The organism is Acinetobacter sp. ANC 4218 (assembly GCF_002135245.1).
Taxonomy (GTDB): domain Bacteria; phylum Pseudomonadota; class Gammaproteobacteria; order Pseudomonadales; family Moraxellaceae; genus Acinetobacter.
Genome location: NZ_NEGD01000006.1, coordinates 83,610 through 96,048 on the forward strand (window position 1 = coordinate 83,610; position 12,439 = coordinate 96,048).

Annotated in this window: 12 protein-coding genes; 6 read left to right on the forward strand and 6 right to left on the reverse strand. The window is 40.5% G+C overall.

The window, feature by feature from the left end; all coding sequences use genetic code 11:
• Nucleotides 1-54 precede the first annotated feature (54 nt).
• From B9T38_RS07420 to B9T38_RS07435, 4 genes are all read left to right on the forward strand, one after another.
• Nucleotides 55-831, forward strand: coding sequence for a TrmH family RNA methyltransferase (locus B9T38_RS07420; protein ID WP_086196185.1), 777 nt, complete (start codon nt 55-57; stop codon nt 829-831).
• Nucleotides 832-997: 166 nt separating this feature from the next.
• Nucleotides 998-1,612 carry an RNA polymerase sigma factor gene (locus B9T38_RS07425; RefSeq protein WP_086196186.1) on the forward strand — a complete coding sequence of 205 codons (615 nt, stop codon included), beginning with the start codon at nt 998-1,000 and terminating at the stop codon, nt 1,610-1,612.
• Nucleotides 1,609-1,929 (forward strand): hypothetical protein, encoded by a 321-nt coding sequence (locus tag B9T38_RS07430; protein WP_086196187.1) that lies wholly within the window; start codon nt 1,609-1,611, stop codon nt 1,927-1,929. The genes B9T38_RS07425 and B9T38_RS07430 overlap by 4 nt, the downstream gene beginning before the upstream one ends.
• The gene (locus tag B9T38_RS07435; protein ID WP_086196188.1) at nt 1,919-2,323 is read left to right on the forward strand and encodes a DUF3106 domain-containing protein; all 405 of its coding nucleotides are present in this window, start codon (nt 1,919-1,921) and stop codon (nt 2,321-2,323) included. Before B9T38_RS07430 ends, B9T38_RS07435 begins: the two co-directional genes overlap by 11 nt.
• Nucleotides 2,324-2,384: 61 nt before the next feature.
• Here B9T38_RS07435 and B9T38_RS07440 read toward each other — a convergent pair whose 3' ends face one another.
• The 4 genes from B9T38_RS07440 to cxpE all read right to left on the reverse strand — a co-directional run bounded on the left by B9T38_RS07440 (nt 2,385) and on the right by cxpE (nt 8,682).
• A complete protein-coding gene (locus tag B9T38_RS07440) occupies nt 2,385-4,802 on the reverse strand; it encodes a CSLREA domain-containing protein (RefSeq protein WP_086196189.1) in 2,418 nt (805 codons plus the stop codon).
• 18 nt (nt 4,803-4,820) lie between these two features.
• Nucleotides 4,821-6,623: a rhombotarget A gene (gene rbtA / locus B9T38_RS07445; protein ID WP_086196190.1), complete on the reverse strand. Its 1,803-nt coding sequence runs from the start codon at nt 6,621-6,623 to the stop codon at nt 4,821-4,823.
• A 118-nt stretch (nt 6,624-6,741) separates the two neighbouring features.
• Entirely contained in the window at nt 6,742-7,446 is a 705-nt protein-coding gene (hda, locus tag B9T38_RS07450; RefSeq protein WP_086196191.1) for a DnaA regulatory inactivator Hda, read from the reverse strand.
• A gap of 15 nt (nt 7,447-7,461) precedes the next feature.
• A complete protein-coding gene (cxpE, locus tag B9T38_RS07455; protein ID WP_086196192.1) occupies nt 7,462-8,682 on the reverse strand; it encodes a chloramphenicol efflux transporter CxpE in 1,221 nt (406 codons plus the stop codon).
• Nucleotides 8,683-8,816: 134 nt separating this feature from the next.
• Between cxpE and purM the strand changes: the two genes are divergently transcribed.
• Nucleotides 8,817-9,884, forward strand: coding sequence for a phosphoribosylformylglycinamidine cyclo-ligase (gene purM, locus B9T38_RS07460; protein ID WP_086196193.1), 1,068 nt, complete (start codon nt 8,817-8,819; stop codon nt 9,882-9,884).
• Nucleotides 9,885-9,893: 9 nt separating this feature from the next.
• Entirely contained in the window at nt 9,894-10,523 is a 630-nt protein-coding gene (gene purN / locus B9T38_RS07465) for a phosphoribosylglycinamide formyltransferase (RefSeq protein WP_086196194.1), read from the forward strand.
• Nucleotides 10,524-10,603: 80 nt separating this feature from the next.
• On the opposite strand, the gene B9T38_RS07470 is transcribed toward purN, so the two are convergent.
• Nucleotides 10,604-11,407 (reverse strand): alpha/beta fold hydrolase, encoded by an 804-nt coding sequence (locus B9T38_RS07470; protein WP_086196195.1) that lies wholly within the window; start codon nt 11,405-11,407, stop codon nt 10,604-10,606.
• Complete coding sequence (gene sppA, locus B9T38_RS07475) at nt 11,404-12,429, reverse strand: signal peptide peptidase SppA (RefSeq protein ID WP_086196196.1); 1,026 nt, start codon at nt 12,427-12,429, stop codon at nt 11,404-11,406. Before sppA ends, B9T38_RS07470 begins: the two co-directional genes overlap by 4 nt.
• Nucleotides 12,430-12,439 lie beyond the last annotated feature (10 nt).

Sequence of the window (12,439 nt, forward strand, 5' to 3'; positions counted from 1 at the left end):
TTTTTTATAGCGGAAGTAAGTCCTCATAACTTGCTTCCGTGGATTTATTCTCCCATGCCGACTATTTTTCTAGAATCAAAAGATAATCCCAAAATTAAACACTTGCGTGGCTTAATTGAGCAGAATTCATATCGCAAAAAACAAGGTCAAACCGTACTTGAAGGCACCCATTTGTGTCTGGCCTGGTTAGCTGAAGATAGAAAAATCAAATCTATTTTTACCACCGAACAGGCTTTAAGCCATCCTGATTTTGACCGTATTGCCGAGCAATACCAAGGTGCAGTCTTTGTCATTGGTGAATCCCTGTATAAAGATTTAAGTACGCTGGGCACCACACTGGCTTGTCTTGCCATCGTCGATTTACCCACTTCCCGCCATGCTTTAGATTTCACGGCAGACACCTTAATTCTGGAAAATATTCAAGATCCGGGCAATGTCGGTACTTTACTCCGCTCCGCTGCTGCTGCCGGTATTCGACAAATTGTCTGTACCAAAGGTTCAGCTTCGCTTTGGTCGCCACGGGTACTCCGTGCTGGAATGGGTGCACATTTCTCCTTGCATACTTATGAAAATGTGGCACTGGAAGATATTTTGTCTCAATTCAAGATTCCTGTATATGTAACCAGTTCACATGAATCAGAAAGCTTGTATACGAAAGATTTGACCCAATCCTGTGTCTGGATTTTAGGCAACGAAGGTCAAGGGGTTTCTGAGTACGCCCTTGCACATGCACAAGCCGTTTCCATACCCCAGCCCGGCGGACAAGAATCCCTGAATGTTGCTATTGCAGGTTCAGTCTGTTTCTTCGAAATGGTTCGTCAGCGTTTATAAACTGATCTTTCGTTACTTTATTTTAAACATCACTGATGGATGTTAAAAAATAGACTACACTAGAAAAATAATATTATTTTTGTCAACCAAACCATTATTTTCAACGTTATATAACTATGAAATTGGAAATAATGGTGGGTATCCAATGACAGGATTTTCCATCTCTATGGATTCAGCACCAAAACAGTCTCAGTCAGAAAATTTAAGTACTCTGAAGAGTACGGCTGAACAACGTCTGAAGACTTTTATGCAGGATGTGACTGGACGTGCCTTGGTCATGATGGAAAGTGCGACTCAAGGTCAACAAGGTATCGCGATGGATTTGGTACAGGAAGCATTTATTTCCTTGCACAAAGCTTATGCTGATAAATCGACTGATGAATGGTATCCCCTGTTTTACACCATCTTAAACCATAAACTGCAAGACTGGCGCAGAAAAGAAGCCCGTCGGGTGCAACCTTTTTCTTTTTTCAAGAAAGTCAGCCTGGATGATGACGATCTTGAGTTAAATGATATTGTCGATGAGACTACTCCTAGTCCATTCGATTTTCTTAATCAAGCTGTGACTGCCGAAGAAATCAAAGAAGCCATCGCTCAGCTTCCTGTTCGCCAGCAACAAGCTTTTATGCTTCGTGCTTGGGAAGGTTTTGATACACACACAACTGCACAAATCATGCAGTGCAGTGAAGGGAGTGTAAAAACCCATTATCACCGTGCTATTCAAGGCCTCAAAGCTTCTTTAGCACATTTGAATCCATATCGTGGAGGGTCATCCGAATGAAACAAGATGATTTCTTAAAACAAGTTACTTCCAAACTCGATGGGCTCGCACAACATCACAAAGCCAAACCCGTGGTGATGAATCATGTCATTGAAGAAATTCAAGCACGAGAAACATCCCGTTATGGGCTTTGGAAAATGTCAGGTTTTGCTCTTGCCGCCGCAATTGCAGGATTCGTGGTATTGCCAAACTCCTTTGAAATGTCAGAAAAACCGCAAAATCAAGTGGTAGTGACCCCAAAACTATCTCCTCAAATGGTTGAAGATTTGGAAATGTTAATGGTTTTAGGTGAGGATAAGGTTCCACATGGCAGCTAAAAAATTAGCCTTTGCTTTTTGTGCACTCGGATTTTTACAAACCAGTTTTGCTGGTTTCGAACGTTTTTGGATTTTTTCCAAAGATGCTGATACACAAGTTGCAGAAACCTGGGAAACATTATCCGATAGTGAACAACGTGCACTCATTCAACGTTACCAATCGCTCAAAGAATTACCCGAAGCACAAGGCACTACTTTACAGCAGCGTATGGATTGGTTTACTCAACTTCCAGAACAAGAAAAACAGAAAATGCGTGAAACCTGGCAGAAAATGAGCAGCCAAGAACGTAAAGAATTGGGTATTCGTATGCAAAAAGCGACACCTGAAGAGCGCCCGCTCATTCGCGAAGAATATATCAGTAAATATTTCCCACAAACGACTAAAAATCATTAATTATTTGATTATATTTAAAAAATTAAAATCAAAAAAGCCGCTGAAGTCAGCGGCTTTTTTATTATTTCATTCGATAACGTCGATATAAAGTTAAACCTAGAATAGCAAATACACCATATACTCCAAATGACCCACCACCACTCGATGATGAATTGGTATTTTTGGCAGTGTTGTTCAGATAAATAGTGGCAGTATTTGATCCCAATCCCTCAGCATCATATATTTTATAAGTCACCGGATAATCGAATTGACTGAGATTATTCTTAACTGCAAAATGCAATTTTCCACCATAACATATATTACTGGCATCAGTACCCGGACAAGGACCCTGGCGTTCTGCCGTCATAGTCAACCCAGCTGGTAACTTCTCAATTTGAATTGGAATCTCTTGACCTTGTTTATTTTGATAAAATGCTGGTTTTGCTACAGGTAAAGTAGAGGTTAGACCATCACCATCATCATGGTCATTTTCTAGAGGATTAACCGTTACTTCTAAATTAGAGCTTGAACTAATAGAATAAATATCATCCTTTGCAACAGGAGTAATATTTACAAAGCTTGCCTGTAAAATACCTGAAGACTGCTTGGCTTCACCACCCTTTTCTTTAAGCGTGTATTTACAATAGGCATAATCAGCAGTATTAAGCAATTCACCACTTGTACGATAGATCATGATCTGTTTGAAATCTGCATTCCATTCGCATTTTAAGTCATCTAGTTCACCTTTTAGCACAGCATTACCATCGGTTACGGTGAGTGTACCAATGCCATAAGGCTCAACCTCAACAGTATAGTTATCGGCATTTAAACTCTTGATGCGATAATCTTCACCTGATGTATCACTTACCCGCTCTTCTGCTGGAATCGCCAGTACAAATGGGTCAAAATAAATAGCACGGTATTTTTGGTGCTGCTTGGTATATTTCAACAGATTTTCGTATTGAGCTAATTCCTCTTTGAAATCATTGATTCCGGTTGAGTTTTTAACTCCTTCGTCAATTAATGCCTTAAGTTCATCAATATTGGACTGATAAAATTCCAGTAAACTAATAATCGAGCTATTTTTTAAATCTGTAATATCTATAGCGGATAAATTCATACGTTCAACCGAACCGATATCGCAACTATTCTTTTTGCTTGGTTCAAGTTGTAAAACCGTATTTAAAAAACGGCTTAAACCGCGTTGATCATAATCACTACAACCTGAACGATTGACATCAATTAAATCTACCGCACTTTGATTATCTCTTGGATAATATAAAGGCAAGAACATATTATATGCTGATGATTCCGTCATCTTAGACAGTAAGCTAGAAAAACCGGTGCTAGAGACATCTAAATTTTTCGAACTTTCAACCGTGGACTCTAAAGTAATTTTAGGTAACACACATTGATCTGTTCCTGATGCCAAGTTCAAGGCATTATTGCTTGCAACAAAAATCATTTTTTCACTCGGAACACCATTATCCGAGTTATAACGACAGGATTTATCCGAATTATTAAAAGCCAGAATATTGAATGCGAAAACTTTGCTGCCCGATTGATCATATAAAAAGGTGCTGTATGCTGAATTTTCTACGATCGTATTACTAATGGCGGTTAAAGTTGAATAAGGACTAAAACGATCTAAACCGTCACTCACTGCCCGTAAAATACTACCGCTACTTGAGTTTGCTATATTTTGTGCAATCGTATTCGCAGATAAATTTACCTTTGCAACACCACAAAAATCTAATGCACTCGCACTGGCGATTGAACCATTCTGAATAATACTGCTTTGAGCAATGATCACCGCAGGTTTGGTATCTCCCAGATTGCCGTAACAATCCATTGCAATAACACTGCCTTTATTGGCCTGATTCCCTTGAATTAAGCTGTTACTTATCTTGACTTCTTTTTCAATATCTTGCGCAATATTATAAATTGCACCCCCTGCAATATCCGCTTTCGAATTTAGAATTGCACCCTTATTGAAGCTTAAAGCCCCACCGAGTAATAATGCCCCACCCCGACCATTTTCAGCATAACCTTTTTCAAGTTGAATATCATTTAGCGTTAGACTGGTTTCACTAATACTGGTATTAAAAATTCTTGAACGATTTTCACCGCTAATAATAGTTTTTATCTGTTCAAATGCAGGATATTTTTGTGTCAGTTTATCTTTTTCATCATAGTTAAAACGTGAAACGCCACTAATCACCAAAGCCGATTCCGGCACGAGTTCTGAACTTAATTTATATGTACCAGCTTCTAATTGAATTTTATCTGCTACACCATTAAGCGTATTTCCAGCTGTACACCCCCCATAACCTATATTTTTTTTCGCAGTAATGATTGCTTCACGCAATGAACATGCATTACTGTTTTCACCATTTTCGTCTGCAAACGTTGTGACCTTAATGGTTTTATCCTCCGCTGCCATTAATGACATAGCAGATAAAACCATAATGCAGAGCAATCCTTTTTTATAATTGTGCATTACTTTTTTCCTACTTTTTTATTTCTTATAATGACGCAGACCAATCAGACCTAATAAAGCCAATAAATTCAACAGCCCAAATGCACCACCTGATGTTTTGACGCTTTTGCTATCCATAGCATTACTTTGCTCTTGCACCATATTTGCACTAAGCACCAGATATTTTTTATTTTCATTAAAACGCGTAGAAGATGTAACGACACGCAGTTCAAAAATATCTGCACCGCGCCAACTACCATTTGGCGTGTAAACCAAATTACCATCAATATCTAAAGTCAGTGAACCTTTGCTCTCCGTTAAAGTTTGATCAACATATACACAGCCATCTTGCCATTGTTCACCATTGGGATGTTTGCCCAATAGCGCTTCACATTTTTCTTTCGGATATAAGTCACTGTCACCCAAGTATTGCAAGATATTGATTTTCGCTATTTCTCCAACTTTTAAGTCCTGACCAATACGTGCAATGGTCGTGGGTACAATAATCTCAATAGCACCGCGGTCACACCAGCTGTTATCAGTGGTTCTGCTCTTATCGCGCTGATCTAATCCTTCACAAATCACCTGAACATGCTCAGTATCTGAATCAACTCGCCCTTTATTTAAAATGAGCGTGTCAAACATGTTATTTGCACTAAATAAAATACGTGGCCGTATATATCCTAAAAAGGTATCTTTTGCTGTTGCATAAGGACAAAGTAAGGCTTCTTGGTCTGCAATGAGTGATTTACAACTGCCCTCGCTACTGTCTCCTGCAAAAAGTTTATTGCCAGTCCAAAATTCATTCGGATAATTGGCATCACCACTTCTACATTCAGAAGTAACCAAGTTATTTTGCAAAATACTTTTATCATCACTACTAAATTGGCAATTATTATTTGTTCCATTTGGATTACCAATCACAATACTGTTAGCCATATAGCCTTGAGCATTTGGTGCTTCAAACTGCACACCTGCAGTATTTGCAACAATAGTCAGATTATTTAAGCCTATTCCATCCCGAATATTAACAGCATAGCCTGTGTTATTCACAAAGGTACTGTTGGTAATCATATTTATCTTAGAAGGAAAGGTCAGTTTAGAGGGGTCTAGAATATTCTTTTCACTAAAAATGTTGGCAGTACCCGAAGTGGTTTTATTATTTTTAAAAACAACATTCGTGATGGTGAAATTTGGACGTTGACTGTATAAAATACCACCACTCATCGCTTCGTTATTTTCAATCAGACTGTTGCTAATCGATACAAGGCTACTATATACATCGGCATCAGTATTCTCACCTACGTTATAAATAGCTCCTCCTAAACGCGCTATTCCTCCCGTGAGTTTTACATACTTTAAGACCAAGTTTTCATTATTATATAAAATACCGCCGCGATCGGCACAGACACTCTTTTGACAACCTTCAAAACTGACTTCTTGTATGTTTACTATAACGCGTTCTTTGACATTATCATCAATATTAAAAACCTGATCTTGGCCTGTCATACGAATAATGGCGTTATTTAAACCGGCAACAGCTGTGTCACTAACATTGGTTTCATAATAAGTTTTCAAATTAAGTGCTGATGTAATATTAATTTTACTTGTCAGCGTATAGACTTTTAATTTATCTAGCAGAATAGTCGAGGTAGAGTTTTCTCCTCCACAGCCATAAAAACCTTCTTTCGGCAACCCCAAATTAACGTATTCTATTGCTTCACGTAATGAGCATTCCTTGTCATCTTTTTTAGTATCTTCAGTCGTATTTACGATAATATCTGCACTATAAGCATGTCCTGCAAAGCATAACATCCCTATACCTATGCTCCGCTTGAGCATATTACTCTCCTTATATTCTTTAATTTTTTTTATTCTTTAGTTGCAACATCCCTGCAACATCGAACTATTTTGCTGTACTTTGTCACAGCTTGAGTAATTACTCAAGATTTTTTATTTTTTACCGATATTCATCGATCAAGGCATAAATTTGTCTTAAATTCGCATGACTAATCTTAGTTTTCTCACCTTTTAATAGCTGAATAAGCTGTTCTAAAGTTTGCAGTAAAACCGAAGTCTGATGAGGTCCATGAGCCAATAAATAGTCAATAATCTGCTGGTCAATATGAATTCCCCGACGCGATAACACCGAGTTCACCAATGCATAACGGTCAGCATATAAACTCCCTGAGGGTACCTTGACACTGACTGCCTGAGTCAGGCGGGACTGTAAATCAGGAAGTTCAAGTTTCAATTCAATCGGGGCCATACGGGAAGAAAAAACCAGCTGTCCACCACCTTCATTATTGTAATTAATTAAATGAAAAACTGCTTTTTGCCAATGTGGAACACCGCTGATCGCTTCGATATCATCCAATGCAACCAGATCGTATTGATCTAATGAGCTAATCGCTTCAGTCGGTGCATCCAGCAATTCCAGCAGTGAAACCTGAATTGCAGACTTGCCTATTTCCAGATAGGAATCACAAATAGCAGAAAGCAAATGACTCTTGCCGGATCCTGCACCACCATAGACATAAAAGCGGTTCATCAAACCGGCATGGAGTTGTCGAACTGCATCGATCACATGCCCCCATCCCGGCCCAGAAAAATCGCTAATTCTGGCGTCCAGTTGAGGTTCAATATCGAGTTGCAGTTGACGCATATATGGGTTTTAACCTTAAGGTTCTTTATTATCTATCGATTCAATCTTACTCGATTTTTCAGTCTCTTGCAGATTTTTTGCAGGATGATTTTTGACTTCAATATCAATATCAATCTGTTCGCTTTCAATTGAAACCGATCCTATATCAGTGTTCTCTATCACCACTTGAGGGTGCCCGTAAACACGGCTCTTTTCATAATACTCTCGTGCATGACGTAGCAGTACGACAATGACGGCGGCTACAGGCAAGGCAATCAGCATTCCCAAGAAACCTGCAAGCTGGGCACCTGCCAATACTGCAAACACTACAGCAACTGGTGATAAACCAATTTTATCACCTAACAGGAAAGGTTGCAGAATATAACCTTCTACCATCTGCCCCACCATGAACACCACAACCACCAAGGCAAGATGGGTCCAGTCCAGACCAAATTGAAATAGTGTGGCGATTACAGCGGCAATGATTCCCACAGCAAAACCCAGATAAGGAATAATACTGGCCAGACCTGCAATCATGCCGATAATCAGACCGACTTCAAGCCCAATCATTTGCAAACCCACTGCATAGACCACACCCAACAAAAACATCACCAAAAATTGGCCTTTAACAAAAGCACCTAAAACACTGTGACATTCACTTACAATATTCAAAGTTGCCTTTTCATAAGGACGCGGAATCAATCTACGGAAACTGTCCAGCATGCGCTCCCAATCCAGCAGGAAATAGAAAGCAATAATTGGAATTAATATTATTGTTCCACCAATTTGAATAAAATTCAGACCAGACTGGGCAACCTTCAGCACGACTGCCTGAATACTGTCTGCACTGTAATTGGTTTGAATGTAATCCATAATGGCCGAGGACATCTGCTCGGTGTCTATTTCCATCGGCACCAGATTAAATGTATGCGACAACCACGGCAGGAAAGTATAGTTGACCCAGTGCATACCTGCAGGAATACTGGTTTTGGCATACATTAGCTGTTTCCAGACCAGTGGAACCAGATACCACATTGCCCAAGTCAATACGACCCCAATCCCTATAAACACCACACTAATCGACACCCAGCGCGGCAAACCGATACGATGTAACTTATCTACTAAAGGACTAAACAGATAGGCAATTAAAAATGCCCCGATGAAAGGTAATACTACCGGTTTAAGCAGATACAGAACCCAAAGGATAAATGCAATTGCTGCAAGTATAAAAATGCGTCGTGAAGTGCGATCGACCATAGAAACTCGCCTTTTTTCGGTTTATTTGTTCTAGACAGTAAAATATTTTAATAAAGATAGCATTTTAGCGCATAAATAACATAAGAGTTTCGTATATTCGGGTATAATCGCGGCGCGAATGCGGAGACTTCATTATGAGCAACTCAACTTCCCCTAACACTGGTTTAAGCTATAAAGATGCGGGTGTCGACATTGAAGCGGGCGACTTACTCGTCGATCGTATCAAATCTGTCGCAAAACGTACTTCTCGTCCTGAAGTCATGGGCGGACTAGGCGGCTTTGGCGCACTTTGTAAAATCCCTAAAGGTTATGAAGAACCTGTTCTCGTATCTGGCACAGATGGTGTTGGTACAAAATTACGTTTGGCATTGAATTTGAACCGTCATGACACGATTGGTCAGGACCTGGTAGCAATGTGTGTCAACGATCTTCTTGTATGTGGTGCAGAACCATTATTCTTCCTCGACTACTATGCAACAGGTCACTTGAATGTTGATGTTGCAGCAAATGTAGTAACAGGTATTGGTGCGGGTTGTGAGCTTGCGGGCTGTGCACTTGTAGGCGGTGAAACTGCTGAAATGCCAGGCATGTATGAAGGCGAAGACTATGACCTTGCAGGTTTCTGCGTAGGTGTAGTTGAGCAAAGCAAAATTATTGATGGCTCTAAAGTTAAAGCGGGTGACGTTTTAGTGGGTGTTGCATCTTCAGGTGCACATTCAAATGGTTACTCTCTTCTTCGTAAAATTCTAGACGTGAAAAATGTTGACCTCACTCAAATTGTTGACGGTCGTCCACTTGCAGATGCTGCAATGGAACCAACACGTATTTATGTGAAGCCAATTCTTGAATTGCTTAAACAGGTTGATGTTCACGCGATGGCACACATCACGGGTGGCGGTTTGCCAGGTAACTTACCTCGTGTACTTCCAAACGGTGCTCAAGCAGTGATTAATGAATCTTCTTGGCAATGGCCGGAACTGTTCAAACTTCTTCAAAAAGAAGGTGGTGTTGAACAATTTGAAATGTACCGCACATTCAACTGTGGCGTAGGTATGGTACTTGCTGTTGATGCAGCAGATGCTGACAAAACTGTTGAGTTGCTAAACCAGCTTGGCGAAAAAGCATGGACCATGGGTCATATCGTCGACAATGCTGAATCTGTTGAAGGTGCAGACGAAAAAATCCGTGTAGTTTTTGCATAAGTACTTCGCATGATTAAAATTGCTGTCCTTGTTTCAGGGAGTGGAAGTAACCTGCAGGCCCTGATTGATGCCAATCTCTCAGGTCAAATTGTCGGGGTCATTTCCAACAAACCTGAAGCATATGCTTTAGAACGTGCTGCAAAAGCGGGCATTCAAACTACCGTTATTGAACACAAGCAATATCCTAACCGTGAAGCCTTTGATGATGTCATGCATCAGCAATTGCTTGATTGGGATGTTGATTTGGTGATACTTGCAGGCTTTATGCGCATCCTGAGTGCCAAATTTGTCAAAGCCTGGGAAGGGAAAATGCTCAACATTCACCCTTCCCTGCTGCCGTACTACAAAGGCATGCATACCCATCAACGTGTACTTAACACCGGTGATGTACTGCATGGCTGTACGGTTCACTATGTCACTGCCGAACTGGATGCAGGTCAGGCTTTGGCTCAAGGTGTGTTGAAAGTGAATCTGCATGACAACGTTAGCAGTCTTGCCAACCGTGTGCATGTACTTGAACATGTCATTTACCCGCAAGTGGTGGAATGGATCTGTAATGGAACCATTCAGCATACTGAACAGGGTGTATTGTATCGAGGTCAGACAATGAAAGAGCCGGTGCAATTCTGCAAGTTTTAAAGAATATTAACGTATAAAAAACGCATCCTCGGATGCGTTTTTTTATGGCTTGTTTTTTTATTTATCAGCTGACACAGAAATTATACCGGCTGCGGTTGAATCAATTGCTTGATCAATTCTACAGTCTCAAGCGGTTTTTCCAGTGGAAACATATGACTTCCCGGAACAACCGTATAGGGAATTCCAAACTTCTTTTTCGCAATTTGCGGAAAGCCCCGCTCAATAAATGGCCCTTGTTCCGCCATCAGCAGTTGGACAGGCACTTGAGGTTTTGGCTGTAGCAGCCACCATAATGATGGATTGGTTCTAAAAATATTCACCTCATCCATTTTGGAAATGGTCAACTCCACCCCGCCTCGCACCTTGTCTTCCGTTAAAGCATGATCGATATAGGCCTGGAAACAGGTTTCATCAAAATGTTGATAAAAGCCTTTGGGACGCAGCAATTCAGCTGCTTGTTCACGACTTTCCCAATGATCTCTGCGACGTAAGGACAAAGAAGCCGGCGACATTTTATCTACGGCTTTCAGCTTTAAAGTTTTGGCCACGTGCAAAGCAAAGGCGTCTTTCCCCATAATTAAAGGCGGATCAATCATAATGACCTGCTCAAACAGTTCAGGACGTTTTAAGGCTGCCTGAAAAGTCAGCACTGCTCCCAAAGAATGACCAAGGCCAATGACTTTGCTTCCATTAGCCTGGCGCACAATACTGTCAATCACTTGATTGGTCAGACTGTGCCAGTGATTGTCTATGGGATAACGCTTGTCCGGACCAAGCAAGGGGACATAAATAATGTCATATTCATCTTTCAGTCCATCAAACAGCTTTTGATAAACTTTCGATGGCACGCCATTGGCGTGCGCAAAGTGGATTACTGGTTTCATTGCAGTTTTGTCGTTTGTTCAGATTGGACTTGCTGTGAAATCGAACTGGCAAAACCCTGTCCAATTGAACTTCCCATACGTCCTAGTACTGAATCGAAAGGATTATATTCAATGGTATAATTTACTGCTTTTTCCAGTTTCAGTTCTCGTTTCAAACTATTTAAACTGCCGGTACGGTCTGCAATGCCCAATTTCACTGCCTGTTCACCTGTCCAGAACAAACCTGAGAAGATTGCAGGATCAGTCGATTTCAATTTTTTACCACGGCCTTGTTTTACGGCATTGATAAAATGGTCGTGCACATTATCCAGCACTCCTTGTACATGAGCCTTTTGCGCAGAATCTACTGGCTGAGTCATTGATAAAAGTGCTTTGTTCTCACCAGATGTCATAGTACGGTCTTCAACACCTAATTTCTGCATCAAGCCATTCACGCCATAGTTTGGCATGATCACACCAATAGAACCCACCAGACTGGATGGATTGACAATGATCTCATCTGCTGCTGAAGCAATATAGTAAGCACCTGAAGCACCGGTATCACCAATAATGGCATACAGTTTTTTGTCTGTATGGGCTTTCTTCAAATATTGAATTTCTTGCCAGATTTCATCCGATTGCACAGGTGAACCACCAGGGGAATTAATATTTAAAACTACGGCTTTACTTTGCTTATTTTCAAAGGCTTTTTTGAGTGCTTTGATTGTATCGTTACTATTCACGCTTTGCTTGTCTGCAGCAATGGTACCAATAATGTCGACCACGGCAATATGTGAGCTGGTGGTCGCCGTTGGATCTGCCGTGGATGTGCTGCAGCTTTTAGCCAGTAACACCAAAATAAAAAGAATATAAGCAAAGGTGAGAAATTTAAAAAAGATTCCCCAACGGCGCGCACGGCGCTGTTCTTCTACAGAGGCTAAAACGGCTTTTTCTAAAATATGCCATTCTTTGCCAGTTATATTTTGCGAATTATGTTGTGTATTTTGAATTTCATTTTCTGGTTTTGGTGGCCAATCGGACATGGAAAACGAT

Bases quoted from the DNA above. Each gene is read 5' to 3' on its own strand.
- sppA (WP_086196196.1), bottom strand. From the start codon at position 12,429: ATGTCCGATTGGCCACCAAAACCAGAAAATGAAATTCAAAATACACAA.
- purM (WP_086196193.1), top strand. From the start codon at position 8,817: ATGAGCAACTCAACTTCCCCTAACACTGGTTTAAGCTATAAAGATGCG.
- B9T38_RS07420 (WP_086196185.1), top strand. From the start codon at position 55: ATGCCGACTATTTTTCTAGAATCAAAAGATAATCCCAAAATTAAACAC.
- B9T38_RS07440 (WP_086196189.1), bottom strand. From the start codon at position 4,802: ATGCACAATTATAAAAAAGGATTGCTCTGCATTATGGTTTTATCTGCT.
- rbtA (WP_086196190.1), bottom strand. From the start codon at position 6,623: ATGCTCAAGCGGAGCATAGGTATAGGGATGTTATGCTTTGCAGGACAT.
- B9T38_RS07430 (WP_086196187.1), top strand. From the start codon at position 1,609: ATGAAACAAGATGATTTCTTAAAACAAGTTACTTCCAAACTCGATGGG.
- purN (WP_086196194.1), top strand. From the start codon at position 9,894: ATGATTAAAATTGCTGTCCTTGTTTCAGGGAGTGGAAGTAACCTGCAG.
- B9T38_RS07435 (WP_086196188.1), top strand. From the start codon at position 1,919: ATGGCAGCTAAAAAATTAGCCTTTGCTTTTTGTGCACTCGGATTTTTA.
- hda (WP_086196191.1), bottom strand. From the start codon at position 7,446: ATGCGTCAACTGCAACTCGATATTGAACCTCAACTGGACGCCAGAATT.
- cxpE (WP_086196192.1), bottom strand. From the start codon at position 8,682: ATGGTCGATCGCACTTCACGACGCATTTTTATACTTGCAGCAATTGCA.
- B9T38_RS07470 (WP_086196195.1), bottom strand. From the start codon at position 11,407: ATGAAACCAGTAATCCACTTTGCGCACGCCAATGGCGTGCCATCGAAA.
- B9T38_RS07425 (WP_086196186.1), top strand. From the start codon at position 998: ATGGATTCAGCACCAAAACAGTCTCAGTCAGAAAATTTAAGTACTCTG.